This is a genomic window from Streptomyces sp. NPDC051664 (assembly GCF_044453545.1).
GTDB lineage: Bacteria > Actinomycetota > Actinomycetes > Streptomycetales > Streptomycetaceae > Streptomyces.
Genome location: NZ_JBITCU010000007.1, coordinates 228,925 through 255,488, shown reverse-complemented (window position 1 = coordinate 255,488; position 26,564 = coordinate 228,925). Strand labels below are relative to the sequence as shown.

20 protein-coding genes and 1 riboswitch are annotated in these 26,564 nt (G+C 71.7%); of the genes, 8 read left to right on the top strand and 12 right to left on the bottom strand.

Annotation, left to right across the window (positions count from 1 at the left end; all coding sequences use genetic code 11):
- Positions 1-213 precede the first annotated feature (213 nt).
- On the top strand, positions 214-1,128 hold the full coding sequence (locus ACIA8E_RS16525; protein ID WP_399298518.1) for a DNA-directed RNA polymerase sigma-70 factor: 915 nt from the start codon (positions 214-216) through the stop codon (positions 1,126-1,128).
- A gap of 127 nt (positions 1,129-1,255) precedes the next feature.
- On the opposite strand, the gene sucD is transcribed toward ACIA8E_RS16525, so the two are convergent.
- The 7 genes from sucD to ACIA8E_RS16490 all read right to left on the bottom strand — a co-directional run bounded on the left by sucD (position 1,256) and on the right by ACIA8E_RS16490 (position 10,927).
- Positions 1,256-2,140 (bottom strand): succinate--CoA ligase subunit alpha, encoded by an 885-nt coding sequence (gene sucD, locus ACIA8E_RS16520; RefSeq protein WP_399298516.1) that lies wholly within the window; start codon positions 2,138-2,140, stop codon positions 1,256-1,258.
- 20 nt (positions 2,141-2,160) lie between these two features.
- Positions 2,161-3,342, bottom strand: coding sequence for an ADP-forming succinate--CoA ligase subunit beta (gene sucC / locus ACIA8E_RS16515; RefSeq protein ID WP_399298514.1), 1,182 nt, complete (start codon positions 3,340-3,342; stop codon positions 2,161-2,163).
- Positions 3,343-3,703: 361 nt separating this feature from the next.
- Positions 3,704-4,909: a hypothetical protein gene (locus ACIA8E_RS16510; protein WP_399298512.1), complete on the bottom strand. Its 1,206-nt coding sequence runs from the start codon at positions 4,907-4,909 to the stop codon at positions 3,704-3,706.
- 106 nt (positions 4,910-5,015) lie between these two features.
- Entirely contained in the window at positions 5,016-6,077 is a 1,062-nt protein-coding gene (locus tag ACIA8E_RS16505) for a hypothetical protein (RefSeq protein ID WP_399298510.1), read from the bottom strand.
- A 103-nt stretch (positions 6,078-6,180) separates the two neighbouring features.
- Positions 6,181-7,413: a VWA domain-containing protein gene (locus ACIA8E_RS16500; protein WP_399298508.1), complete on the bottom strand. Its 1,233-nt coding sequence runs from the start codon at positions 7,411-7,413 to the stop codon at positions 6,181-6,183.
- Positions 7,410-9,818: a DUF5682 family protein gene (locus tag ACIA8E_RS16495; RefSeq protein WP_399298506.1), complete on the bottom strand. Its 2,409-nt coding sequence runs from the start codon at positions 9,816-9,818 to the stop codon at positions 7,410-7,412. The genes ACIA8E_RS16500 and ACIA8E_RS16495 overlap by 4 nt, the downstream gene beginning before the upstream one ends.
- Positions 9,815-10,927 carry an AAA family ATPase gene (locus ACIA8E_RS16490; protein WP_399298504.1) on the bottom strand — a complete coding sequence of 371 codons (1,113 nt, stop codon included), beginning with the start codon at positions 10,925-10,927 and terminating at the stop codon, positions 9,815-9,817. Before ACIA8E_RS16490 ends, ACIA8E_RS16495 begins: the two co-directional genes overlap by 4 nt.
- Before the next feature lie 155 nt (positions 10,928-11,082).
- On the opposite strand from ACIA8E_RS16490, the gene ACIA8E_RS16485 reads away from it, so the two are divergent.
- A complete protein-coding gene (locus ACIA8E_RS16485) occupies positions 11,083-12,456 on the top strand; it encodes an SWIM zinc finger family protein (protein WP_399298502.1) in 1,374 nt (457 codons plus the stop codon).
- 17 nt (positions 12,457-12,473) lie between these two features.
- Entirely contained in the window at positions 12,474-14,090 is a 1,617-nt protein-coding gene (locus ACIA8E_RS16480) for a DUF5691 domain-containing protein (RefSeq protein ID WP_399298500.1), read from the top strand.
- Between the two features lie 179 nt (positions 14,091-14,269).
- Here ACIA8E_RS16480 and ACIA8E_RS16475 read toward each other — a convergent pair whose 3' ends face one another.
- Positions 14,270-14,683, bottom strand: coding sequence for a cobalamin B12-binding domain-containing protein (locus ACIA8E_RS16475; protein ID WP_399298498.1), 414 nt, complete (start codon positions 14,681-14,683; stop codon positions 14,270-14,272).
- 352 nt (positions 14,684-15,035) lie between these two features.
- On the opposite strand from ACIA8E_RS16475, the gene ACIA8E_RS16470 reads away from it, so the two are divergent.
- Together ACIA8E_RS16470 and ACIA8E_RS16465 are read left to right on the top strand one after the other, a co-directional pair.
- Positions 15,036-15,908, top strand: coding sequence for an esterase/lipase family protein (locus tag ACIA8E_RS16470; protein WP_399298715.1), 873 nt, complete (start codon positions 15,036-15,038; stop codon positions 15,906-15,908).
- A 293-nt stretch (positions 15,909-16,201) separates the two neighbouring features.
- A complete protein-coding gene (locus ACIA8E_RS16465) occupies positions 16,202-17,716 on the top strand; it encodes a M23 family metallopeptidase (protein ID WP_399298496.1) in 1,515 nt (504 codons plus the stop codon).
- A 96-nt stretch (positions 17,717-17,812) separates the two neighbouring features.
- Here ACIA8E_RS16465 and pcrA read toward each other — a convergent pair whose 3' ends face one another.
- A complete protein-coding gene (gene pcrA, locus ACIA8E_RS16460; protein WP_399298494.1) occupies positions 17,813-20,266 on the bottom strand; it encodes a DNA helicase PcrA in 2,454 nt (817 codons plus the stop codon).
- 257 nt (positions 20,267-20,523) lie between these two features.
- Positions 20,524-20,690, top strand: a riboswitch (cyclic di-AMP (ydaO/yuaA leader).
- Here pcrA and ACIA8E_RS16455 point away from each other — a divergent pair.
- Positions 20,689-21,843 carry an NlpC/P60 family protein gene (locus ACIA8E_RS16455; RefSeq protein WP_399298492.1) on the top strand — a complete coding sequence of 385 codons (1,155 nt, stop codon included), beginning with the start codon at positions 20,689-20,691 and terminating at the stop codon, positions 21,841-21,843. Its footprint overlaps the riboswitch before it by 2 nt.
- Positions 21,844-21,938: 95 nt before the next feature.
- On the opposite strand, the gene ACIA8E_RS16450 is transcribed toward ACIA8E_RS16455, so the two are convergent.
- Positions 21,939-22,292 carry a hypothetical protein gene (locus tag ACIA8E_RS16450; RefSeq protein WP_399298490.1) on the bottom strand — a complete coding sequence of 118 codons (354 nt, stop codon included), beginning with the start codon at positions 22,290-22,292 and terminating at the stop codon, positions 21,939-21,941.
- 356 nt (positions 22,293-22,648) lie between these two features.
- Between ACIA8E_RS16450 and ACIA8E_RS16445 the strand changes: the two genes are divergently transcribed.
- Both ACIA8E_RS16445 and ACIA8E_RS16440 read left to right on the top strand, forming a co-directional pair.
- Entirely contained in the window at positions 22,649-23,704 is a 1,056-nt protein-coding gene (locus tag ACIA8E_RS16445) for an NlpC/P60 family protein (RefSeq protein WP_399298488.1), read from the top strand.
- A gap of 56 nt (positions 23,705-23,760) precedes the next feature.
- Complete coding sequence (locus tag ACIA8E_RS16440) at positions 23,761-24,522, top strand: GNAT family N-acetyltransferase (RefSeq protein WP_399298486.1); 762 nt, start codon at positions 23,761-23,763, stop codon at positions 24,520-24,522.
- Between the two features lie 40 nt (positions 24,523-24,562).
- Here ACIA8E_RS16440 and ACIA8E_RS16435 read toward each other — a convergent pair whose 3' ends face one another.
- Together ACIA8E_RS16435 and ACIA8E_RS16430 are read right to left on the bottom strand one after the other, a co-directional pair.
- Positions 24,563-25,258 (bottom strand): response regulator transcription factor, encoded by a 696-nt coding sequence (locus ACIA8E_RS16435; protein ID WP_030968973.1) that lies wholly within the window; start codon positions 25,256-25,258, stop codon positions 24,563-24,565.
- A complete protein-coding gene (locus ACIA8E_RS16430; protein ID WP_399298484.1) occupies positions 25,242-26,540 on the bottom strand; it encodes a PspC domain-containing protein in 1,299 nt (432 codons plus the stop codon). Before ACIA8E_RS16430 ends, ACIA8E_RS16435 begins: the two co-directional genes overlap by 17 nt.
- Between the last annotated feature and the right edge of the window lie 24 nt (positions 26,541-26,564).

The window sequence follows — 26,564 nt, the reverse complement described above, 5'->3', positions numbered from 1 at the left end:
TGCTCCCAACGACACGCACTTTTTTCGTGTAACGGGCGAATAGCCGCTGTGTCGCTCAATATACGTTTATGTACTTTTTGGTCCAGCGTGGGTCCGCCAGGGGGCCTTCATGACTCACGGCGCCACCGATGCGGCCACCCCCTCCCCGCTGCCCTCCTCCTAGGAGCTACGCAGTCTCCGGCCGCCCGAACCCAAGCCACCGGGAGCACCACCATGGCCCCGACCGACCCCGGCACCACCCGGGACCAGCCCACCCCACCCGTCTCCTCCGCCCCCACAGCCGCCGCGGTCTCTACCTCGCTCGGCCCTACCCCCGCCGACGCGTTCGATGCCCTCTACGTCGGCCTCGCCACCGCCCTCTTCCGGCAGACGTATCTGCTGACCGGTCGCCGGAACCTCGCCAAGGAGTCCGTCGAACGGGCCTTCGAGCAGGTCTGGCAGCGCTGGCCCGAGGTAGCGGTCGACCGGGATCCGGCCGGCTGGGTGCGAGCGGCCGCGTACGAGTACGCGATGTCGCCCTGGCACCGGCTGCGCCGCGCCCACCGCCACCCCGACCCGCAGTCGGCAGCCGATCCCGGCTCGCGCGCCCTGCTCGACGCGCTGCTCGACCTGCCGCCGGCGTACCGGCGCACCCTGCTGCTCCACGACGGTGTCGGCCTGGACCTGCCGGATACCGCAGCGGAGACGGAGGCGAGCACCGCTGCGGCGGCGGGCAGGCTGGTGACCGCGCGGGCCGCGATCGCCGAGCGGATGCCCGAATCGGCGACCCCGCGCTCGCCCGACGAAGAGTCCGCGCTGCTGCACGAACAGCTGGGCACGCTCGCTCACGCCCAGCCCGTGGCCCCGCTGCTCACTCCCCATGCGGTCCGCACCAGCAGCGAGAACAAGGCCAGACTCTGGACGCAGGGGGCCATCGCCCTGACGGCAGTGCTCGTCTGCCTCGCGGCGGTCACCATGGTGACCGCTCCGCCGCGGTACGAGGCACCGCCGTCGCCCGCCGAGCAGGTCGGGGGCGTGCCGCCCCGCGGTGGTCCGCAGCGGCTGACGACGCAGGACCTGGAGATGCAGAGGAAGCTCGACGACGAGCTCGTGCACGGCCCCGCGCGGCTCGTCCCCGAAGTACGGTGACCGACCCGCATCACACCCGGATCGAACCCGAATCAGAACGGCGCGGGCCCGTACCCCCGAAGAGGGGTACGGGCCCGCGCAGTACACGCAGTATCAGCGATACAGCGGATCAGCTGCGATGCAGCTGTCAGGCACCGAGGATCTCGCGCGCCAGCTTGGCGGTCTCGGTCGGCGTCTTGCCGACCTTGACGCCGGCGGCCTCGAGGGCCTCCTTCTTCGCCTGGGCGGTGCCGGAGGAGCCGGAGACAATGGCGCCGGCGTGGCCCATGGTCTTGCCCTCGGGGGCGGTGAAGCCCGCGACGTAGCCGACGACCGGCTTGGTGACGTTCTTCGCGATGAAGTCCGCCGCACGCTCCTCGGCGTCGCCACCGATCTCGCCGATCATGACGATCAGGTCGGTCTCGGGGTCGGCCTCGAACGCCTCCAGGGCGTCGATGTGCGTCGTGCCGATGACCGGGTCGCCACCGATGCCGACGGCGGACGAGAAGCCGATGTCACGGAGCTCGTACATCATCTGGTAGGTCAGCGTGCCGGACTTCGACACGAGACCGATGCGGCCGGGCTTGGTGATGTCGCCCGGGATGATGCCGGCGTTGGACTGGCCGGGGGTGATCAGGCCGGGGCAGTTCGGGCCGATGATCCGGGTCTTGTTGCCCTTCGAGCCGGCGTACGCCCAGAAGGCGGCCGAGTCGTGGACGGCGATGCCCTCGGTGATCACGACGGCGAGGGGGATCTCGGCGTCGATCGCCTCGACGACGGCGGCCTTGGCGAAGGCCGGCGGCACGAAGAGGACGGACACGTTCGCGCCCGTCTTCTCCATCGCCTCGGCGACGGAGCCGAAGACCGGCACCTCGGTGCCGTCGAAGTCGACGCTCGTGCCCGCCTTGCGCGGGTTCACGCCACCGACGATGTTGGTGCCGTCGGCGAGCATGAGCTTGGTGTGCTTCATGCCGGTGGCACCGGTCATCCCCTGGACGATGACCTTGCTGTCCTTGGTGAGGAAGATAGCCATGGTGTTGGAGTCCCTCGTCCTTACTTCGCAGCCGCGGCGAGCTCAGCGGCCTTGTCGGCCGCGCCGTCCATGGTGTCCACGCGCTGCACGAGCGGGTGGTTGGCGTCGGAAAGGATCTTGCGACCCAGCTCCGCGTTGTTGCCGTCGAGGCGCACGACCAGCGGCTTGGTGACCTCTTCGCCCTTCGACTTCAGAAGCTCCAGGGCCTGGACGATGCCGTTGGCGACCTCGTCACACGCGGTGATGCCACCGAAGACGTTGACGAAGACGGACTTGACGTCCGGGTCGCCGAGGATGATCTCGAGGCCGTTCGCCATGACCTCGGCGGAGGCGCCGCCACCGATGTCGAGGAAGTTGGCGGGCTTCACGTTGCCGTGGTGCTCACCGGCGTACGCGACGACGTCCAGGGTCGACATGACCAGACCGGCACCGTTACCGATGATGCCGACCTCGCCGTCGAGCTTGACGTAGTTGAGGTTCTTGGCCTTGGCGGCAGCCTCGAGCGGGTTGGCCGCGGCCTTGTCCTCGAGGGCCTCGTGGCCGGGCTGACGGAAGTCGGCGTTCTCGTCGAGAGACACCTTGCCGTCCAGCGCCAGGATGTCGCCGGAGGCGACCTTGGCGAGCGGGTTGACCTCGACGAGGAGCGCGTCCTCGGCGACGAAGGTGTCCCACAGCGTCACCATGACCTCGGCGACCTTCTCGGCCACCTCGGCCGGGAAGTTCGCCTGGGCGACGATCTCGCGGGCCTTCTCGATCGTGACTCCGGTGTTGGAGTCGACCGGGACCTTCGCGAGGGCCTCGGGGCTCTTCTCCGCAACCTCCTCGATGTCCATGCCACCCTGCACCGAGGCCATGGCCAGGAAGGTGCGGTTGGTGCGGTCGAGGAGGTACGAGACGTAGTACTCCTCAAGAATCTCCGGCGCGGTCTCGGCGATCATCACGTTGTGGACCGTGTGGCCCTTGATGTCCATGCCGAGGATGTCGGTCGCACGGGCGACCGCCTCGTCGGGGGTGGCGGCCAGCTTGACGCCGCCGGCCTTGCCGCGGCCGCCGACCTTCACCTGCGCCTTGACGACAGACTTGCCGCCCAGCCGCTCGGTCGCCTCGCGGGCTGCCTCAGGCGTGTCAATGACTTCACCGGCCAGCACCGGTACACCGTGCTTGGCGAAGAGGTCCCTCGCCTGGTACTCGAACAGGTCCACGCGCGTCCGTCCCTTTTCAGTGGTCTCGCGGTTCGTTTTCTGCGTGGGCGTGCCGCGAGGGGCAACGTGACTAGCTCTGTCACAAGGAAAGCGCACACGGTGTCCGGGTACGCGGCATGTCCATCCCGCAGGTTATCCCCGAGCTCCACAGGACCCTAAATCGCGGCTCACACCTGGGCGGTGATTACGGTCACAGATCGTGCTGGTAGCCGGGTCGCAGTGGACAAAACGGCACGTGAGTGGTGGTGGAGAGAGGGGACCCGGGGCCGGGCGGTTCCCGCGGTCCGGACGGAGTGGTCCGAACACGACGGGGAACCGCCCGGCGACGGGCCGGGGACTGCCCTCAGAGGTCCGAGAGGTCTCAGATTTCCTGGGCCGGGTACTCCGGAGCGGTGAAGGACGGCACCACGTCGGTGACGAAGTCGGGGGCGACCGACGTCAGACCCTGTGCACCGTGCGCCACGTTGTCGACGGCCGGGCGCGCGTCGCCGCCCGCCGTGCCCGCGAGGCCGCCCGCGAACGGCTGCACCCGCGCGCCGACACCCTGCGCCAGCGGCATCACCTGGGTCGCGACGCCCTGTGCGAACGGGGCGACCGCGTCCCCGGTCAGCCCTTGAGCCAACGGCTGCACCTCGGAGACAACGCCCCCCGCGAACGGCTGCACGTCGGAGACGACTGCTCCGGCGAACGGCTGCACCTCGGAGACGACGCCCCCCGCGAACGGCTGCACGTCGGAGACAACACCCCCGGCGAACGGCTGCACCGCGCCGACCGCGCCGTACGTCAGCGGCTGGACCTCGGCCGTGACGCCGTACACGAAGGGCAGGGCGGCCTGCCCGACGACGCCGTCGGCGAACGGAGCGACCTCGGAGACCACACCCTGAACCAGGGTGCCGACATCTCCGAGCGCCTGGTCGACGACCGGCAGCACCGCGGAGACCGCCTCGGCCACGATGGGCGGGAGCACGGCGTCGGAGGTCTGGCCGACGACCGGCCCGGCCTCTGTGAGAGCACCCTGGGCGGTGCCCTGCGCGGTGGTCGCGGCGCCGCCGGCGGTGCTCTGCACGTAGCCGGGGATCTGGTCGATCGGGCCGAAGAGGTAATCGATCGGTGCGTCGGGCGCGGCCGGGACGTCGTGGCCGGGGAGGCCCTGCAGGTCCTGCAGGGCATTTGTGCCGGACAGACCGGACAGGTCCTGCACGGCCTGTGCGTCCTGGACGTCCACGCCGTCGGCGCGGTCGACGGCGCCCGTGAGCTTGCCTGTGACGCCGGTCACCCGGTGCTCGAGGCCGCCCGTCACGCGGTCGACCTGCCCCGCGGCTTTGGCGCCCGGGCCGGACGTCGCCTGCGCGACCACGGCCCCGGCAGCTGCCTTCGCCCCGGCGGTCTCCTTCTGCACGGTGTCCTTGAGCTCCGCGACCCCGTCTACCGCGTCGGCCGCGTTGTCGGGAGTGGAGAGCGGAACGGAGACAGGCAGCTCGTCCGCACTGGCTACGGCGGTCCCGAGGGCCCACATTCCGGTGGCCGTGGCGGCGACTGCTATGGAACGGCGGATGTTCTGGTGCATGTGTGTCAGATCCTTCGAATGCGTTTCGACGGTCCGGAGTCGTCCGGACAGCGGGCAGACCTGTTCCGCCCCCGCGCGGCAGGTCGAGGCGGGGGAACGGCCTGCCCTAGCCGGGGAATTCGAGGATGTCGCCGGACCTGTCGCGCATCGGGGCGACGGTCGCCGGAAGACCGGCACCGCGTATGAGCCCGAAGGAGGCACCGCCCGCGAACGGAATGGCCTGCTGTTCGCCGCCGCGCGGCCCATGGGCCTCGGTGGTGGAGGGGTGCCCGAAGCCACCACGGGGATCGAGGGGCGCCCGCTCGGGCGCCGGCCCGTACCGCGGCGCGGGTACTCGGCTGTCCGTCCCGCTCGCGGAGGTGCCGCTCAGCATGGTGACGAAGTTTCGGCCCTGGTCGGCCTCAGAGGTGTACCCGCAGACCGGACGCGGTGCGGGTGCGGCAGCGCGCGCGGCTCCGCCGCCGGAGGAACCGTGGCCGGGACGCCCATCGGCAGGGGCATCGACGGCTGTAAGGGGAAGCAGCAGCCGGGCGGGCAGCGCCCACACGTCCGGGAGCACGACGGCAGCGCTGTCGACGGCCGTGCCGACCCCCTCTACCGCCACGCCGACCGGCCGGGCGAGATACCGGACGGTGTCCCGCGTCGTCCTGACAACCGACCGGGCACCGGCAACGGCGACGGACGTCGCGGAGTCGGTGGAAACGGAGGTCGTGGTGGAGGTAGCGGAGGCGGCGGACGCGGAGGCGCTGGAAGCCGCGGAGGCACCGGAAACCGAAGTGGCGGACGCGGAGGCGGTGGAAGCGGCCCTCGGCCTGGCGCGCGTTTCAGTAGCCGGCGCGCCCGGTGGCGCTGCGGCCGGAACCGGAACGTGCGTCGGCGCCGGGGCGGAGGCGTCCGGAACCCCCGTCGCCGCTTCGGCCTTCGGGACATCCACGGGCTCGGCTGCCGCATCGGCACCCCTGTCCGTCGCCCCGGCCCCGTGCACAACTGTCTTCCCCGCGGCGGGAAGCGACGGAACGGGTGGCTGCGCCGCGTGTGCCTCGGCTCCGAAGACGAGGCCGAGGGCCAGCAGTCCGCCGAGGAACAGCACCACCTGCAGCGCGCGTCGGCCGACCGGCCCGCGCACCGGGCGCGGGTCGGCGACAGAACGAACAGCTGCAGCGGTCACGTCGGAGTGAGCCCTCCCAGATGGCGCGGGGTGCGGAACGCAGTCCTCCGCGGACGACGGGACGATGCTTGCACGACCCTCCCGGGTTGACGCAAGTCCCTTGTTACTGATGGGTCTCCTTGTCCGGTATGGGCAGTGGCCTCTTCTCCAGTGCGGCGGCCATCACCTCCGGGAAAAGATCCGGGGTGCACGCGAACGCCGGTGCGCCCAGTGCGCCGAGCGCCGCCGCGTGTTCACGGTCGTAGGCGGGAGCGCCCTCGTCGGAGAGGGCGAGCAGCGTCACGAACTGCACACCGGAGGCCTTCATCGCGGCGACGCGCTTCAGCATCTCGTTGCGGATGCCGCCCTCGTAGAGGTCGCTGATGAGGACGACGACCGTCTCGGCCGGGCGGGTGATCCTGGACTGGCAGTAGGCGAGTGCCCGGTTGATGTCGGTGCCACCGCCCAGCTGGGTGCCGAAGAGCACGTCGACGGGGTCGTCCAGCTGGTCCGTGAGGTCGACGACGGCCGTGTCGAAGACGACGAGCCTGGTCCGCAGCGTCCGCATGGAGGCGAGCACCGCGCCGAAGACGGAGGCGTAGACGACGGACGCGGCCATCGATCCTGACTGGTCGATGCAGAGGATGACGTCCTTCTTCACCGCCTGCGCGGCCCGCCCGTACCCGATGAGCCGTTCGGGGACGACCGTGCCGGCTCCGTCCCCGCCCGGAAGCGGCAGGTAGTTCTTGAGGTTGGCCCGGATGGTGCGGTCCCAGTCGATGTCGCGGTGGCGGGGCCTGTTGATCCTCGCCGAGCGGTCGAGCGCGCCCGTCAGGGTGGCCCTCGTGCGGGTGGCGAGCCGCTTCTCCAGGTCGTCGACGACCTTGCGTACGACGGCTCGTGCCGTCTCCTTCGTCGTCTCGGGCATGGCTTTGTCGAGCGAGAGCAGCGTTCCGACGAGATGGACGTCCGCCTCGACGGCCTCCAGCATCTCCGGCTCCAGCAGCAGTGCCGACAGACCCAGCCGGTCGATCGCATCGCGCTGCATGACCTGGACGACGGAGCTGGGGAAGTACGTACGGATGTCGCCGAGCCAGCGGGCGACGGAGGGGGCGGAGCCGCCGAGCCCGGCCGAGCGGTCGCTCCCGCCCCGGCCGCCAGGCCTGCCCCCGCCGCCGTACAGCGCGTTCAGTGCGCCGTCCATCTCGGCGTCCCGTCCGGTGAGGGTGCAGCCGGTGGTCTCGGCGCTGTCCCCGCCGAGCACCATGCGCCAGCGCCGCAGCCGTTCGTCGTCCGCCGCGCCGCGTCCGGCCCCTGCCCCGGTCCTCGGTGTGGCTGTGTCCGTGGCCGTCGTCATCCTGTTGCCCCCAGCGGTTCCATGGCGTTGCCGACGGTGTCCGCGTCGGCACCCTCTGCGTCCCCGGCGTCCATGCCCAGCAGCAGCCGCAGTACGGGCACCACCGCCTCCGCCCGTTCCTCGTCGAGGGCGGGGCCGAAACCGGGGGCTGTCGTGCCGGTGACGGTCCCGGCCTGCCCGCCGGTGGCCGGGCCGCGGCGTACGAGCTCGCCCAGCGTGCGCCGTACGCCCGGTTCGTAGGCCGAGAAAGTGCGACGCAGCAGCGGCAGTACATCGGTGAACGTGTCCGCGGGGACGCGGGCCAGCCAGGCGTCGACCAGGCCGAGCAGCCGCTCGTCGTGGACGAGGAGCATGCCGCCCCCGCCGGCCCCGCCGACGAAGCCCTCGATCCAGGCCGCCGCTTCGGCCGGGGGCGTGCCGGGCGACAGGGCGAGGCCCATCAGCCGTGCCGCGTCGTCCTCTTCGAGCCGCCCCTCGTCGAGCAGCAGCCGGGCCGCACGGCCCCGGATGACGCCGGCGACGGTGTCCCGGGCGGCCAGCTTGTGCAGCACGGCCGTCCAGCGCTCACGGAGCCCGTCCGCCGGTACCGCACCGGCGAGCAGCCCGATCGCGGTGTGCACCCCGTCCACCTGCCGGCGCAGTTCGGCGGCGCCGTCGGCGTCAAGTCCGGTACAGGCGGGCGGCAGCCCGACGCAGATCCGCTCGGCGAGCCCGGCCGCGACCTCGCCGAGCGCCGCCGTGTCGGTGGACCGTACGTCCCCGTACCGCAGGGTCCGGGCCAGGGCAGGCAGCGCGTCGGCCAGGTGTCCCACGTCGGCGTCGAGCGCGGCCCGGTCGGCGAGCGCCCGCATCACGACGGGCAGTGCGTCAGGCAGTTCGGCGAGGAGGCAGCGCTCGGCGAGCGCGGTGACCTCGGCGAGCGCGGTCGCCGACACGGCCTCAGATTCCGCTTTGGCGGTCGCGGCGGTCAGCACGGTGGTGCCCCAGATCCCGGCCTCGGCGACCTGCACGTACAGCTCGGGCTCCCACCGCAGCCGCCAGCTCTCCCGGAACGTGCCGGTGCTCCCCCGGCCGGCGGCCGGTTCGCCCCAGCGGACGGCGAGGAGCCGGAGCCGGTGCAGCAGGCGGCTGCGGGCCGCGTCGGTGTCCTTGCGGAGGTCGAGCTCCAACTCGCGGTCCAGCGCCTCCGGTTTGAGCCGCAGCGCGCGCTGGAGCCGGGCGAGGTCGCGCTGCAACGGCACGGCGGGGGCGGTGTCCGGCACCTCTCCGAGCGTCTCGCCGACGATGAGCCGGTCCTGTACGAGCGCGAGCGGCACGTCGGAGCCCTCGCACATCACGGCCCGGATCGCGTCGGTCGTCTCGCTCAGCCCGGCGAGCGGTCGGCCGCGCAGGGCGGCGAGGGTCCCGGCGAGCCGCACAGCCTCGATGACATGGGCGGACGACACGAAACGGTCCTCGTCGCGCAGGAGTCCGGCGACCTTGGTCATCCACCGTTCGATCGGGCGGTCGGGGGCGCAGAAGAGGTGCCCGTACCAACCGGGCGAGTCGATCCCCGCCCCGTAACCGCTGTGCCGGGCGAGCCGCCGATGGGTCCAGGGCACCCAGGTCAGCTCGGTCTTGACCTTGGGCAGCCCTTTGAGGAGGGCCTTGTCGGCGGTGACGGTCGTCCTCGCGCCGAGCGCGGGCACATGCCAGGCTCCGCAGACGACGACCACATCGTCCCCGAACTCCTTTCGCGCGGAACGCAGTTGGATCCGCATGTACGCCTCGCGGACGGCGTCGCGGGGGTGCCCGCCGTCCCCGTACACCTCGCGCAGTGCCGCCATCGCCTCGCCGAGCGCGGCGAACGGGGCCCGCGGGTCGACGAGCCGCCCGTCCGGTGCGCGGTGCTCGACGACGTCCTCCCACCAGCGCTCGGGGTCGTCGTACCCGGCGGCCTCGGCAAGGACCCCGATGGGGTCGATCGGAGGTGCGGCCACCGCCCCGGCGGCATCACCGTCACCTGCTCGTCCCTGTTCCTGGTCGTGGTCGTGGTCGTGGTCCGGTCCCGGGGCCGGGGAGTCCGTCATGGCCAGGGAGTGCGCCGCGGGCAGGTCGATGAAGCGGACCGGCACGTCGTGGCGGAGCGCCCAGCGGATCGCGACCCACTCGGGCGAGAACTCGGCGAGCGGCCAGAACGCCGCCCGGCCCGGGTCGTCCACCGCATGGGCGAGCAGCGCCACTGGCGGCCGCATCCGCTCGTCGGCGGCGAGCGGCAGCAGTGCGTCACCCTCGGGCGGCCCCTCGATGAGGACGGCCCGAGGTCCGGCGGCGTCCAGTGCGGCACGGACCGCGCGGGCCGATCCGGGACCGTGGTGCCGGATCCCGAGCAGCAGCGGCCCGGCGGCGGGCGCGTCCCCGGTCACGCGGAGACCTCGCGGCAGACGCGGTAGAAGTCCTTCCAGCCGTCCCGCTCACGGACCACCGTCTCCAGGTACTCCTGCCAGACCACCCGGTCCGCCGCAGGGTCCCGGACGACGGCGCCGAGGATGCCGGCCGCGACATCGCCGGGGCGCAGCACCCCGTCGCCGAAGTGGGCGGCGAGCGCCAGGCCGTTGGTGACGACGGAGATGGCCTCGGCCGTCGACAGCGTGCCCGAAGGGGACTTGAGCTTGGTGCGGCCGTCGGTCGTGACGCCGTCGCGCAGTTCACGGAAGACCGTGACCACCCGGCGGATCTCGACCATGCCGTCGGGGGCGGCCGGCAGGTCGAGCGAGCGCCCGATCTGGTCGACGCGCCGGGACACGATGTCGACCTCGGCGTCGGGCGTGGCGGGCAGCGGCAGCACGACCGTGTTGAACCGGCGGCGCAGTGCGCTGGACAGCTCGTTGACCCCGCGGTCGCGGTCGTTGGCCGTCGCGATGACGTTGAACCCGCGGACGGCCTGGACCTCCTGGCCCAGCTCGGGGAGCGGAAGCGTCTTCTCCGACAGGATCGTGATGAGCGAGTCCTGCACATCGGCAGGGATGCGGGTGAGCTCCTCGATCCGCGCGGTCATGCCCTCGGACATCGCACGCATCAGCGGGCTGGGCACCAGTGCGTCGCGGCTGGGCCCGTGCGCCAGCAACTGCGCGTAGTTCCACCCGTAACGTACGGCTTCCTCGGGCGTGCCCGCCGTGCCCTGGACCAGCAGCGTCGAGTCGCCGCTGACGGCGGCCGCGAGATGCTCGGAGACCCATGTCTTGGCGGTGCCGGGAACGCCGAGGAGCAGCAGGGCGCGGTCGGTGGCGAGCGTCGTCACGGCGACCTCGACGAGGCGGCGCGGGCCCACATATTTGGGTGTGATCACTGCCCCGTCCGGCAGAACGCCGCCGAGCAGGTAGGTGGCCACGGCCCAGGGCGACAGGTTCCAACGCTCGGGCCGCGGGCGGTCGTCGGCGGCCGCGAGCGCCTTCAGCTCGACGGCGAAAGCGTCCTCGGCGTGCGGGCGCAGAGCCTCTGCGCGGACGCCTGCGGTGGTTTCGGACACGGTCATGGATCCCCCTCCAGATCGGTCGACCGGATGTGGTTCCCACCGTGCACCACGCCACTGACAATCGGCCCTTCCCACAGCCTTTCCGCAGGTCGGAGCGATTGTCAGTGCCGCGCCCTACCGTCGTTGCCATGCTGCTAACTCACGGGGGAGAACCCATGCGCACCGCGGCTCCGGTGGTGCGCTGGACGGTGGAGCAGGTCCTGGCCCTGGCTCCTGACGAGTCGTCACGCAAGGCCGGCGGCAGGCTCGGTTCGGCCGGTCCGTGGTCCGGCGCGGGATGCGACGGATCGGGTGCGGTGTGGGGGCTGTGCAAGGGAAGCGGGAGCAAGCCGTACCGGACGGTGGTCGATACGACAGGCCCGGCGTACAAGTGCAGCTGCCCCAGCCGGAAGTTCCCGTGCAAGCACGCGCTGGGGCTCCTGCTGCTCTGGGCGTCGGACGAGGCGGCGCCCGGACCGGCGGAGGTGCCGGACTGGGCCGGGGAGTGGCTGGACGGCCGTCGCAGACGGGCGGCGCAGAAGGCCGAGCCGGCCGGGGGCGGCGCGGTCGGCACCGGTGCGGGCCCGGCCGACCCGGCGGCCGCGAGGCGGCGAGCCGAGCGCCGGGCCGAGCGGATCACCGGCGGCGCCCAGGAGTTGGAGCAGCGGCTGACAGATCTGCTGCGCGGAGGCCTGGCGGCGGCCGACCAGTCGGGGTACGGGCTGTGGGAAGAGACGGCGGCTCGCATGGTCGACGCCCAGGCGCCCGGACTGGCGGGCCGGGTGAGGGAGTTGGGGGCGATCCCGGCGTCCGGTCCCGGCTGGCCGGTGCGGCTGCTCGAGGAGTGTGCGCTGCTGCATCTGCTGGACACCGCGTGGCTGGGCATCGACCGGCTGCCGGAGCCGCTGGCGGCGACGGTCCGCACGCGGGTGGGGCTGACGGCCCCCGCCGACGGCCCACCGGTCCGCGACCACTGGCTGGTCCTCGCCCAGTACGACACCCCGGACGGCAAGATCGTCACACGCCGGATCTGGCTGCACGGAAGGGACTCGGGCCGCACCGCACTGCTGCTGTCCTTCGGGGCGGCCGGACGCTCCCCAGGCCAGGCCCTGCCGGTGGGCGTCACCGTCGACGCCGAGGTCACGCCGTATCGAGGGGCCGGGCAACTGAGGGCGGAGCTGGGCGGGCAGTTCGGTGCGCCGGTGCCGACCGGCACTCCCCCGCCGGGCTCCACGGCGACGGCCGCGGTCGCCGCGTACGGGCGCGCCCTGCGGGACGACCCCTGGCTGGAGTCCTGGCCGGTCACCCTGCGCGGGGTCGTACCGGTGCCGTCGGGCGACGGCTGGCAGCTGGTGGACGCGGCAGGCGATACGGCCCTGCCCGTCGCCCCGTCGGCACTGTCCCGGCCGGGTCTGTGGAAGCTCGTGGCGATCTCCGGCGGCGCTCCGGTCACGGTCTTCGGCGAATGCGGCCACCGCGGCTTCGACCCGCTCGCGGCCTGGGCCGACAGCTCCGACGACGGTGCGGCCGAGACCGTGCCGCTCATCTGACCCCTTGAGGAGGACCGATGCCCGGTACAGAACCGATGCCCAGTACGACCACCGCATGGGAAGAGCTCGTCACATCGGCGCTGCTCGGCACCGACCACCGACCGCTCGCGGCGGGAGCCGGGCCGGGGCCGATCGCGCTGCTGGATGCGGCGGCGCTGCACACGGTGCGACGCAGAGCCGGACTGCGGCCCGCCGCTGCGGCCGCCCGGCCCGGGACGGCGCCCGCCGACCCGCGGCCGCCCCTGCCGCCCGCCGCACGCCGCAGGCTCGCCCAGCTGCTCGCCGACCGGTCGGCGCCGAGCGGTGCGGGCGGCCGGCGCGGCGCGGCGCCCGATCTCACGGAGCTGATCCCGCAGTGGCTGGCCGCCGCCGATCAGCGCGGTTTCCGGGCCCCGGCGTCGCTGCTGCCATCCCTTCTGGACGCGGCCCGGGCACGTACCGACCTGCGGCCGCAGGCTCTGGCGTTCGCCGGGCCGCGCGGGCTGTGGCTGGCCGGGCTGAACCCCGAGTGGAAGTTCGCGCTGCGCGGCTCGTCGGGAAGCTCGCTGCTGCCCGATGTGACCGACGCCGATGCGGTGCACCGGCTGTGGGAGGAGGGTCTGTTCGCCGAGCGCGTAGGCCTGCTCGGGGCCGTACGGGCGCACGATCCGGGTGGTGCGCTCGCACTGCTGACCAGCACGTGGCCGACGGAGCGCGCCGAGGACCGGCTGATGTTCCTGGACTCGTTGCGCGCCGGGCTGTCCGCCGCGGACGAACCCTTCCTGGAGCAGGCCCTCTCCGACCGCAGCCGCAATGTGCGCGCGACGGCCGCCGAGCTGCTGTCCGCACTGCCTGAGTCGGCGCTGGCCGGGCGGATGGCGGCCCGCGCTTCGTCGTGCGTGAACCCTGACCTGACAGCGGGCGCCGCGACCGTCGCCGTGGAGGCGCCCCACGAATGCGACGCCGCGATGCAGCGCGACGGCGTGGTGGCGGTGCCGCCGTCCGGACGGGGCGAACGATCGTGGTGGCTCGGCCAGTTGGTGGAGGCGACCCCGCTGTCCGTCTGGCCGGCGCGGTTCGGCGGGCGTACGGCGCAGGAGATCGTCGCCCTGCCCGTCGCCGACGGCTGGGGTGAGGAGCTGCACGCCGCCTGGTGCCGGGCGGCGGTGCGGCAGCGCGACCCGCAGTGGGCGCGCGCACTGCTCGGCGCCCCTTCGCTCCCCCCGTCGAACGGGCCCGGTACGGCGTCGCTCGCCGAGCGGTCGAAGCTCCTCACCACGCTGACCGGTACGGAACGGGCCGCATGGGTGGCCGACTTCGTCGCCGCGCACGGCCTGTCGGAGGCGTTCCAGCTCCTGGGCGTCTGCCCGGTCCCCTGGGCGGAGCCGCTCGGCAGATCGGTCGTCGACGCGCTCGACATCGCCCGCGACGCCGGTAGTTACCCATGGAGCTTCAGCGGCGTCATGGGGCTGGCCGAGCGCTGCCTGAACCCGGCGGAGGCCGACCGCCTGGAGGTCCTCACGACCACCCCGGCCGAGCCGGAAGACGCGTCACCGGGCGCGGCCGGCTACTGGTCGGAGGCATTCCGGCGCCTCGTCTCCACGCTGCGGCTGCGCGCGGCGATGGATGCGGAGCTGGGGGTGGAGAGGGCGTAGGCAGCCCTGGTGGGCCGGTGCGGACGGGAGGGCGGCAGGTTTGCGCGGGGCGCGCGGGCCCCGAACTTCTCCCCAGGGACACAGGGCCGCCGGACCGCGTGCCGCGGGAGACGCGACAGGCGGGCCGGGGGGCGGGCGTCGACCCGGCCGGGACGGGCCTGGACCGCCCTCGGCCGGGGTCAGGCTTCTGCGGGCTGGCGGACGTTCGCATTCACCCAGTCGACGATCGATGCCGTCGTCGCTCCCGGGGTGAAGATCGCCGCGACGCCCTGTTCCTTCAGCGGCGCGATGTCCGCCTCCGGAATGATGCCGCCGCCGAACACCTTGATGTCCTCCGCGTCGCGCTCCTTGAGCAGCTGGATCACCTTGGCGAAGAGCGTGTTGTGCGCGCCGGAGAGGATCGAGAGGCCGATCGCGTCGGCGTCCTCCTGGATCGCGGTGTCCACGATCTGCTCGGGCGTCTGGTGGAGCCCGGTGTAGATGACCTCCATACCGGCGTCGCGCAGTGCCCGCGCGATCACCTTGGCGCCGCGGTCATGGCCGTCGAGGCCCGGCTTGGCCACCACCACACGGATCGGACCGGTCACACCCATCACTGCCTCCACATGCGTCTCCCGTGCCTGAAAGGGCCAGGGATGTGAACGAACGTTATCGACAGCATCCCGCAACCCGCCGTTTCGCGGTGGACCGGGAGGGGGAAATCACACCTGGGACATGTTCGCCAGGCTCCGTTCCCGCATCACGGCACACCCGCCGCGCGGGACGGACGCCAGGGGAGCCGCTACGAGGCCGCCGTACCACCGCGCCGCCAGCCGCACGGCACGGCGGTACGGCACCAGGGGCCCGACCAGCCCCCGCCCACACCTCTGCCACGGCGCCCATGAGGGCATACGGGGACCGGAGCCGCCTCCCCGTGCGCCGAGCAGGAGGTCGGCCATGAGGGTCATGAAGGTCCTGCCTTTCCTTCCATCGATGCTGCGCGAGCCGTGCCTGCGCCGCACCTGGCTGTCATCGGCGCTGCTGAGGGCCACCGCACTGGAGCTGATCGTGCTCGCCGGGCATGTCCTCCTCTACCCCGCGGGCATCACCAGCGAGCGACGGGACCCCGCACGCCCGTCCGAACCGCCCTTCGAGCCGTCCACCGCACCGGCCGGTACCCCGGTCCTTCCCGTCGAAAGCCCCGACCGGCCGCCCGTCGTCCTGCTCCACGGGTTCATCGACAACCGCTCCGTCTTCGTCCTGCTGCGCCGCTCCCTCACCCGGCACGGCTGGCACCATCTGGAGTCCCTCAACTACTCGCCGCTGACCTGCGACATCCGTACGGCCGCCGAGCTGCTCGGCCGGCACGTCGAGGAGATCTGCGGCCGCACCGGGCACCATGAGGTCGACATCGTCGGGCACAGCCTCGGTGGCCTGATAGCCCGTTATTACGTGCAGCGACTCGGCGGTGACCGACGGGTCCGCACCCTGGTCACTCTCGGCACCCCGCACGGCGGCACGGCCGTCGCCCCGATGGCCAGTGCGCACCCGATCGTGCGCCAGATGCGCAGCGGTTCCGCCCCGATCGAGGAGCTGCGCCGGCCTGCGCCCGGCTGCCGGACCCGGTTCGTGAGTTTCTGGAGCGAGCTGGACCAAGTGATCGTCCCGGCCGAGGCGGCCTGCATCGACCATCCGGATCTCGATGCCCAGAACGTACGCGTCAGCGGGATCGGCCATCTCGCACTGCCGGTCCACCCGGCGGTCGCCGCCGGGATCCGCCAGGCGCTCGAGTCCCCGGAAGCGGCCCCCGGACTTGTGGGTACCGCGTCAGTGGCCTGAGAAGGACCGGAATCCTCACCGCGCAAGGCCGCCACGCCGCGATGAGAGTCGCCCACGGGCACTCCGGGCCGCCGGGACGGGCCCATAAATAGAACGCGTTTCGAACATAGAGCCAAAGCTCTGTGCACAGTCCGTCGAAAGGCGGCCGATTGCCCGTTTCCTGAGCGGCCAAAACCTGACGAAGATTGTCGGCGTCGCATACCGACGGGTACAGTCGCGGCCACTGCTTTCCCCCTGGGATCCCCCACCGGACCCAGACCCCAGGTCCTGCTGCCGAGGCGAGAGAGAAGTTGGTGAACGACCAGCACCCCCACGCCGGGTATGTCGGTTACGACAGCCACTCCACGGGCAGCTTCGACAACGACCCGCTCTTCGGCTCCCTCCCGGGCAGCTACGACGGCACGTACGACACCACCGGCCACAACGGTGGTTACGACGGCGGTTACGACGCCGGACAGGCCGGATACAACGGCCAGTACGACGCAAGTCAGTGGGACGCCGGCGCGCATCAGACCGCCGCCTACGACCCCTATGCCGCATACGGGACCCAGCAGCCGCAGCAGTACGCCACCACCGCGACCTGGATGCCGGACGCCGGCGGCATTCCCGCACAGGGCGGCGCCCCGGATTCGTCGGGCCAGTGGAACACCAACGGCTGGTATCAGGACGGCCAGTGGGCGACAGCCGGGACAGCCACCTACGACACCGGCGCGTACGACGCCACCGCCTGGAACACCGGCGCCGCGCCCGAGCACGATCAGCAAACTGCGCATACCGCGCAGGAGTCGTACGAACCCGAACAGACCGCCCGCGGCGCCCAGGAGCCGTACGAGGCGCATGAGTCGTACGAGTCGTACGCGGACCAAGGCTCCTACGATCCGTACGAGCCCTACCGCACCGCCGAGTTCAGCCTGCCCGACACGGACCTGCCCGGCGCCACCGGCATCGTCGACGACAGCGACGCTGACCGCGAGGACAGCGACGGCCTCGACACGGACCGCGCGGCGGGCCGCAGCGACGGCGACGTCCCCCGTCCCGTAAGCCGCCCCAGCACCCGTGGCGGCAGCCGCAGTCGGCGCCGCTCCCCCGCGAAGCGTTCCGCACTCCTCACCGTCGCCGTTCCCTCCGCCTGCGTGATGAGCGTCGCCGGTATCGCCGCCGCCTCCGTCGGCGGGCTCGGCAGCGGCGAGGAGAAGGACGACACGACGTCGATGGCGGCCGCCGATCCCGGCACCGTCAAGCCGGTCGCCGCCAACAACAAGCTGGACACCCAGCTCGCCAACCTCAGCGCCGACGCGGAGAACTTCGCCGACCGCGCCAGCCGTACCCAGGAGCGCATCGACCTGAAGGAGCGGCAGGCGGCCGAGAAGAAGAAGCGGGAGGAGGAGGCCGCGCGCAAGGAGGCTCTGCGGCCCAAGTTCCTCCTGCCGGTCGCACAGCACGGCCTCAGCGCCTACTTCGGCCAGGCCGGCGTCAACTGGATGTCCGTGCACACAGGCATCGACTTCCCCGTCTCGTACGGCACTCCGGTGATGGCCGCGACGGACGGCACCGTACGCACCCAGTGGAACAGTGCGTACGGGAACATGGCCATCGTCACCATGGCCGACGGCACCGAGACCTGGTACTGCCACCTCAGCAGCACCAAGATCCGCTCGGGCCCGGTCAAGGCCGGTGAGGTCATCGCGTTCTCCGGAAACTCCGGGAACTCCACTGGCCCGCACCTGCACTTCGAGGTCCGGCCCGGTGGCGGCGCGGCCATAGACCCGCTGCCCTGGCTCCGCAGCCACGGCCTCGACCCGACCTGAGCAGCCGCAAGGATCCACGGCGAGAGGCGGCAGGCGCCCTCCCGGTGGCAGGCACCCCGCGCCCGCCACCACCGCCGCCAGTGCCCCAGGGGCGTCCTAGAGCTTCTCCACCGGCGCGTATCGCAGCAGCAGTTTCTTCGGCCGTTCGTCCCCGAAGTCGACCGTCGCCTTCGCCTGGTCGCCGATCCCCTCGACCGCCGTCACCGTGCCGAGCCCGAACTGGTCGTGCGTGACCCGGTCCCCGACCACCAGCGTGATCGTCGGCTTGTCCGAGGTGCGCCGGGTCGCGAAACCCGAGGGGCCCGAGCGCGAGCGCGAGGAGGACAGCGACGACGTGATCCCCGACGTCGGTCCGGCCGGGGCCGCCATCGGTCCGGTCCGCTTCCACTGCAGATGCCGGTCCGGAATCTCCTCGAGGAACCGCGACGGCGGGTTGTACGAGGGCTGCCCCCACGCACTGCGCATCGCCGCCCGGGTCAGATAGAGCCGCTCACGGGCCCGGGTGATCCCGACGTAGGCGAGGCGCCGCTCCTCCTCCAGCTCCTTGACCTGTCCCAGCGCGCGCATGTGCGGGAAGACGCCGTCCTCCATGCCGGTCAGGAACACCACCGGGAATTCGAGACCCTTCGCGGTGTGCAGTGTCATCAGCGTGATGACGCCGGAGCCGTCCGTGTCCTCGTCGGGGATCTGGTCGGAGTCGGCCACGAGCGCGACCTTCTCCAGGAATTCGGCGAGCGTGCCCGCACTCGCGCCTTCCCCTGCGTCGGACTCCCCCCGTTCCTGCTCGAACTCTAGCGCGACGGCGGCGAGTTCCTGCAGGTTCTCGATGCGGGTCTCGTCCTGCGGGTCGGTGGACGCCTGGAGTTCCGCGAGATAGCCGGTCCGCTCCAGGACCGCCTCCAGCACCACGGCGGGGCCCGCGCCCGACTCGACGATCGTGCGCAGCTCCTCCATCAGCGTGTTGAACCGCTTGACGGCGTTGGCCGAGCGGGCCGCCATGCCGTACGCCTCGTCGACGCGGCGCAGCGCCTGCGGGAACGTGATCTTCTCGCGCAGCGACAGGGCGTCGATCATCGCCTCGGCGCGGTCGCCGATGCCGCGCTTCGGCACGTTCAGAATGCGGCGCAGCGGGACGGTGTCCTCGGGGTTGGCGAGGACCCGGAGGTAGGCCAGGATGTCCCGGACCTCCTTGCGCTCGTAGAAGCGCACGCCGCCGACGACCTTGTAGGGCAGGCCGACGCGGATGAAGATCTCTTCGAAGACACGGGACTGTGCGTTCGTCCGGTAGAAGATGGCGACATCGCCCGCCTTGGCGTCGCCCGCGTCGGTCAGCCGGTCGATCTCGTCGGCGACGAACTGCGCCTCGTCGTGCTCGGTGTCGGCGACATAGCCGGTGATCCGGGCGCCCTCGCCCGCGTTCGTCCAGAGGTTCTTGGGGCGGCGGCTCTCGTTGCGTTCGATGACCGCGTTGGCCGCGGAGAGGATCGTCTGCGTGGAGCGGTAGTTCTGCTCCAGCAGGATCGTTGTCGCGTTCGGGTAGTCCTCCTCGAACTGGAGGATGTTGCGGATGGTCGCACCGCGGAAGGCGTAGATCGACTGGTCCGCGTCACCCACGACGCACAGCTCGGCGGGGGCGTCGGCCGGTCCGGCCGGGCCCACCAGTTCGCGTACGAGCGTGTACTGCGCGTGGTTGGTGTCCTGGTACTCGTCGACGAGGACGTGCCGGAAGCGGCGGCGGTAGTGCTCGGCGACATCGGGGAACGCCTGGAGCAGGTGGACCGTCGTCATGATGATGTCGTCGAAGTCCAGTGCGTTGGCCTCGCGCAGCCGGGACTGGTACATCGCGTAGGCCTGGGCGAGCGTCTTCTCGAAGCCGTCCGCGGCCTGCCCGGCGAAGGTCTCCTCGTCGATCAGCTCGTTCTTCAGGTTCGAGACCTTCGCCGTGAACGACTTCGGCGGGAAGCGCTTCGGATCGAGGTCCAGATCGCGGCAGACCAGGGCCATCAGCCGCTTGGAGTCGGCGGCGTCGTAGATCGAGAACGACGAGGTGAAGCCGAGCTTCTTCGACTCGCGGCGCAGGATCCGTACGCAGGCGCTGTGGAACGTCATGACCCACATGGCGTTGGCGCGCGGTCCGACGAGCTGCTCGACGCGCTCCTTCATCTCGCCCGCGGCCTTGTTGGTGAAGGTGATCGCCAGGATCTGGCCGGGGTGCACCCCGCGCTCGGCCAGCAGATGGGCGATGCGGTGGGTGAGCACCCGGGTCTTGCCGGAGCCGGCCCCGGCGACGATGAGCAGCGGCGACCCAGCGTGCACGACGGCGGCGCGCTGCTCGGTGTTCAACCCGTCGAGCAGGGCGGCAGCGTCGATGACGGGGCGGTGGGCGCCGTCCCGGTAGTACGCGTCCCTGGGCGGCGGGGGCACGTCGAACACGCCCGCGAAGAGGTTCTCCGGCACCGCTTCGGGTGCGGAGTCCTCGGGGGGCGGCGGGGGCTCTTCCTCCGAGTGCTGGAGGCCGGCCAGGAAGCTGTCGTCAAAGAGGCTGCTCATCGCTTGACGAGTCTAGGCCGCCGCACCGACACCGTGCGGCCGCATGGCGAACCGCACCCGGCGCACGGGCACATACGGAGAGCGCACAGCCACACCGCGTAAGGGAGGAGGGGTCGCCCGGCCCGCATCCCCATCCCCGTCGCCAAGGTCACGAAAATGTATCGGGCATATCGAACATCAACCTTCACAGCAGCACCACGGGTTGGCTAGCGTGCTCGGTCGGGCGGCCCGTACCCCCTGAGGCGAACCACGCCGAGCGGGCTCCCGCGCCGAATCCGGGCTGCCCTCGCGGAAGTTCGGAGCCGGGGACCCACACGCATCACCGGGGTGAATCGGTCCATATCTACACATCCGGACCGTAGGGCAGCCTTCCGTTCCGCCCGAACCCGACAGCTAACCCGGTAGGCGGTCCACGGAAGGAGATGCCGGCCTTGGCGTCGCATCGCAAACCGCGCACCCGGGTGCGCTCCACCACGCCCGCCGTCGGGCTCACGACGGCCGCCCTGGCGGGTGTGACCCTGCTCTCCACGCAGAGCGCCACGGCCGCCCCGGCCTCGCCGAAGCCCAGCATCGAGGACGTACAGAAGAAGGTCGACGACCTCTACCGGCAGGCGGGCACCGCGACCCAGCAGTACAACCAGGCGAAGGAGGCCTCCGCCGCACAGCGGGGCAAGGTCGACGCGCTGCTGGACGAAGTCGCAAAGCGTGCCGACAAGCTGAACGATGCGCGCAGGACGCTCGGAAACTACGCGGCGGCGCAGTACCGCACCGGCTCCATCGCACCGAGCGCCACCTTCTTCCTGGCCGACGACCCGCAGTCGTACTTCGACCAGAACCAGCTGATGGCACGGATGGCGGGCCGGCAGCAGAAGGCGGTCACGGACTTCCGTACGCAGCAGGCCGCGGCGTCGAAGAAGCGCGCCGAGGCGACGAAGAGCCTGGAGACGCTCACCGAGTCGCAGGCCACGCTGCGGACCAGCAAGGAGAACGTCCAGAAGAAGCTGGGCGAGGCCCGCGCGATGCTGTCGAAGCTGACGGCCGAGGAGAAGGCGCGGCTCGCGGCGCTGGAGCGCAAGAAGGAAGCGGAGGCCAAGCGCAAGGCCGAGGAGCTGGCCCGTCAGCAGGCAGCCGCCAAGGCCGAGGCGGACCGCAAGGCCGAGGAGGCCGCGAAGCAGGCCGGAACGGGCGGCGATACGGGAACGGCGACCGGATCGGACAGCAGCGCCACCACGAAGGCCGACAAGGTCCTCACCTTCGCCCGCGCCCAGTTGGGCAAGCCGTACGTCTGGGGCGCGACGGGTCCGTCGTCTTACGACTGCTCGGGGCTGACCCAGGCCGCCTGGAAGGCGGCAGGCGTCGACATCCCCCGTACCACCTGGGACCAGGTGGAGATCGGCACACGGATCGCGACGGCGGATCTGCAGCCGGGCGACCTCGTCTTCTTCTACGACGACATCAGCCACGTCGGCATCTACAAGGGCGACGGCATGATGATCCACGCTCCGAAGCCGGGCGCGAACGTCCGCGAGGAGTCGATCTACTACATGCCGATCTACGGCAGCGTGCGGCCCGCGTAGCCGCGGCCCCGGACAGCAACGAGCCCCCGCCGGAAGGATCCGGCGGGGGCTCGCGCCATGAAGGACAGGGACCGGCCCGGGCGGCAGCGGTCGGCTCAGGTCCAGAGTGTCGCGATGAAGATGTTGGCGACCGTCAGCCCGCCGACCGCCGCGAAGGCGCCCTTCTCGACCTTCTCCTCGTCCCGCTTGACGTACACCAGCGCGAGGATCACGACCAGGACCGCCAGCTTCACACCGATCTTGATGTTGTTGACCGGCTGGTCGTCCGCCTGGTTGAGCCCGACCAGTGCGATACCGGTGACCAGCATGGTCAGCGCACCGTGCAGCATCGCCGGGACGAAGCGGGCCGTGCCCGCCCCCATCGCCTTCATCTGGGTCAGGAAGCCGCCCAGGAGTGCGGCGATACCGATGATGTGCAGCGCGACGAAGACATTGATGAGTACGTCCATGGGGCCGCAGCCTAGCCGGGGCCATAGCACCGCTCTCCGGCGAGGTGGGGGCTCCTTGGTGTTTCACTTATATCTGCACCAATTGCCTGACTTTGGTGCGTTTTCTCCGATCACTTGATGACATCGCCGCGCCAAATTCGGGCAATAGCCGTCATTACGACTCTTCCTCGTGCCCCGGGTTTAGCGTCCCTATCCAGGTGACCGGCTTCACCGGCGCTCCGCACCCGGGCGGCGGCCCGGTCACCCCGCCGAAGAGTCCGGCGGCGCGCGGCTCCCCCTGCCGGCGTCGCCGCCGGACCTCCGCGGGCCCGCCGGTAGGCCCCGACGGGCAGTCGACAGCAAGGAGCCCCGCCCCCGTGGCAGCGCATCGGAAACCCAAGCAGCGCCCGTGTACCGGCTCTGCTGCCCGCACCGCAGCCACCCTCGCGTTCGCCGGGGCCGCAACCGCTGCCGCCCTGCCGGGCGCCGCACACGCCGATCCGCAGCTCACCCCCGCCCAGGTCAAGGCCAAGGTGGACCGGCTGTACCACGAGGCGGAGGTCGCCACCGAGCAGTACAACGGCGCGAAGGAGAAGGCGACCGCCACCGTCAAGTCCCTGGGCGCGCTGCGCGACGAGGCCGCCCGCAGGACCGAACGCCTCAACGCCTCCCGCAACGCACTCGGTTCGCTCGCCGCCGCGCAGTACCGCACCGGAGGCATCGACCCCGCCGTACAGCTGGCGCTCTCCTCCGACCCCGACGAGTACCTGCAACGGGCCTCGTACGTGGACCGGATCGCTGACCGACAGGCCACCGAGGTCTCCAAGGTGCAGCGGCAGGTCACCGAGATCGCCCAGCTGCGCGCCGAGGCGAAGGAGGAACTGGCGGCACTGGGCACCCGCCAGGCCGAACTGAAGAAGCACCGCACGACGGTCAGGGCCAAACTGGCCGACGCCCAGCGGCTCCTGGACACCCTGTCGCCCGCGCAGCGCGCCGCGTACCAGCAGTGGGACACTGCACGCTCCGCCGCCGGCCACGCCGATCGCAGCAACCGCCGCGCCGGTGCCGCGCAGGCCGCCCCCAACGCCCGCGCCGCGGAGGCCGTCGCGTTCGCCTACGGGGCGCTGGGCAAGCCGTACGTCTGGGGCGCGACCGGTCCGACCTCGTTCGACTGCTCCGGGCTGACCCAGGCCGCCTGGCGCTCCGCCGGCGTCTCGCTCCCGCGCACCACGTACACGCAGATCAACGCCGGACAGCGGATCTCCCGCTCCGAACTCGCCCCGGGCGACCTGGTGTTCTTCTACTCCGGCGTCAGCCATGTCGGCCTGTACATCGGCGGCGGCCTGATGATCCACGCGCCGCACCCCGGTGCACCGGTCCGCGTCGCGCCGATCGACGAAATGCCCTTCGCCGGGGCGACCCGGGTGGCATAGGCTCCCGGCTGCCGCAGCCCCCGAGTCCCACCGGACCGGTCGAAGGAGACTCGCACATGCCCATGGACGCAGACGTCCAGAGCCACACCCGTACGCTCGCCCTGCGCTCCCCCGACCATCTGCGGATCGGCCCGTTCACCGTCCGCCACAACCCCGACTGGCAGCTGAAGTACGCCAACTACGCGATCCCGGACCAGGGGGCCGAGCCGACGGCGGCTGATGTGCAGGCGCTGATCGCCGCGTTCCGCGAACGGGACCGGATGCCGCGTCTGGAATATCTGCCCGGTGGGGCACCCGCGGTCGAACCCGCGCTGCTGGCCGCCGGTTTCACCGTCGAGAACAGGGCCCCGATCCTGGCCTGCGCCCCCGGCGACCTCCTGCCGCCGAAGCCGGTGGACGCCCTCGTCATCGCCGAACCGGCCACCGACGCGGAGTTCGACGCCGCCGCCCGCGTGCAGCACCACGGCTACGGCGGCACGGGCGAACCCGAGGGCGGCGAGGCGGCCTGGCTGCGCAACGCGGCAGCGGGCGGCGGCGTGGCAGCCCTCGCCACCGTGGACGGCGTCCCGGCGGGCGCGGGCGGCTGCTCGGTCCCCGTCGACGGCCTCACCGAACTGGCCGGTCTCGCCGTCGCCGAGACGTTCCGCCGCCGCGGCATCGGCGCCGTGCTCTCCGCCCACCTGACCGCGACCGCGTTCGCGCGGGGCTGCCGGGTGGTGTGGCTGGAGCCCGGCGACGCCGACGTGGAACGGATCTATGCGGGCATCGGATACCGCAGGATCGGCGAGAAGCTGAACATCTCGCTCGACCCCGCCTGAACACCACCGGAGTCTCGGCCCGCCGGAACGCTTCCGGAGTTCAGACCAGCCGTCGGGCCGTCGCCCACCGCGTCAGCTCGTGCCGGTTCGACAGCTGGAGCTTCCGCAGCACCGCCGAGACATGCGACTCGACCGTCTTCACCGAGATGAACAGCTGCTTGGCGATCTCCTTGTACGCATAGCCGCGGGCGATCAGCCGCAGCACCTCGCGCTCGCGCTGCGTCAGCCGGTCCAGGTCCTCGTCGACCGGCGGCGCGTCCGTCGAGGCGAACGCGTCGAGGACGAAGCCGGCCAGCCTGGGCGAGAACACGGCGTCGCCCTCCTGGACCCGGAAGACGGAGTCGATCAGGTCGGTGCCGGTGATCGTCTTGGTGACATAGCCGCGGGCGCCGCCGCGGATGACGCCGATGACATCCTCGGCGGCGTCCGAGACGGACAGCGCCAGGAAGCGCACCGGGTTCTCGACCGCGCCCATCAGCGGGGCGCAGCGGCGCAGCACCTCGACGCCACCGCCGCCCGGCAGGTGGACGTCGAGGAGGACGACCTCGGGGCGGGTCGCCGTGATGACGGTGACCGCCTGGTCGACGTCGGCGGCCTCGCCGACGACCTCGACGCCGGTCTCCTCGGTGCGGCCGATCTCGGCCTGCACCCCGGTGCGGAACATCCGGTGATCGTCGACGAGCACGACCCGTACCCGGCGCTCCGGGCCCCCGGTTGCCTCAGTGGTGTCCGTCATCGCTCGTCCTCTCCATCTCCAGCTCGACTTCCGTGCCCCCGCCGGGCACCGAACGCAGCCGCGCCGTACCGCCGTTGCGCTGCATCCGGCCGATGATTGATTCTCTTACGCCCATTCTGTCCGCCGGTACGGAATCCGGATCGAACCCCGGCCCCCTGTCCCGTACCGAGACGAAGACCGTACGGCCCTCGACCTCCGCGTAGACCTGCACGGCGCCGCCCTCGCCACCGTACTTCGCGGCGTTGACCATCGCCTCGCGTGCGGCCTGCATCTGGGCGGCGAGCTTCTCGTCGAGCGGGCAGTCGCCGACGACGACGACCTCAAGCGGGACGCCGTGCTTGTCCTCGACCTCGGCGGCGGCGCGCTTGACCGCTTCGGCGAGGGTCTCCGGTTCGTCGCCCTCGTCCTTGCCGGTGCCCTGGGGGTTGTACAGCCAGTTGCGCAGTTCGCGTTCCTGGGCGCGGGCCAGCCTGCGTACCTCGCCCGGGTCCTCGGCGTTGCGCTGGATCAGAGTGAGGGTGTGCAGCACGGAGTCATGGACATGGGCGGCGACCTCGGCGCGCTCCTGGGCCCTGATACGCATCAGGCGTTCCTCGGAGAGGTCCTGGGTCATGCGTACGAGATAGGGGCCGGCCAGCAGCGCGATGCCGGTGAGGACGGCGATCGCCGCGGTGAGGACATTGCCGAGCTGAGCCGCGGAGCCGCGTACCACCATGAAGCCGGCGAGACCCAGGCCGACCAGGGCGACCCCGGCCAGCCCACGGGCCAGATGCAGCACCCGGCGGCGGCTGCCGACCTCCATCCAGCGGGCCCGCCGGGCGTTGTCGGCCTGCCGCCACACCAGGACGGAGCCCGCACCGATCAGCAGCGTCGGCCAGATGTAGCGGTCGGCCTTGCTGCCCATGTCGACGTTGCCCACGAAGACGGCAGCCCCGATCAGCAGCGCTATGAGGGCGAAGACCTGCCCCTTGTCGGGCTTGCGGAGCCGACGCCGGCCGTCGGCTCCGGTCTCGAACACGGAGCGCGGCGCCTCGACCCCGCCGACACCGAGCGGGACGACGATCCAGAACACGGCGTACAGCAGCGCACCGAGGCCGTCCGCGAAGAACAGGCCGAGGAAGACGAACCGCACCCAGGCGACGGGCAGCCCGAGATGCCCGGCGAGTCCGCGCGCGACGCCGCCCAGCATCCGCCCGTCGGCGCTGCGGTACAGCTTGCGCAGCGGTGGCTCCTCCGGGTCGGCGCTGCGGGAGCTTGCGGCTCGGGGCGTGGCGGCTGGCATGCTCCGATCGTCACATGTCGGGGT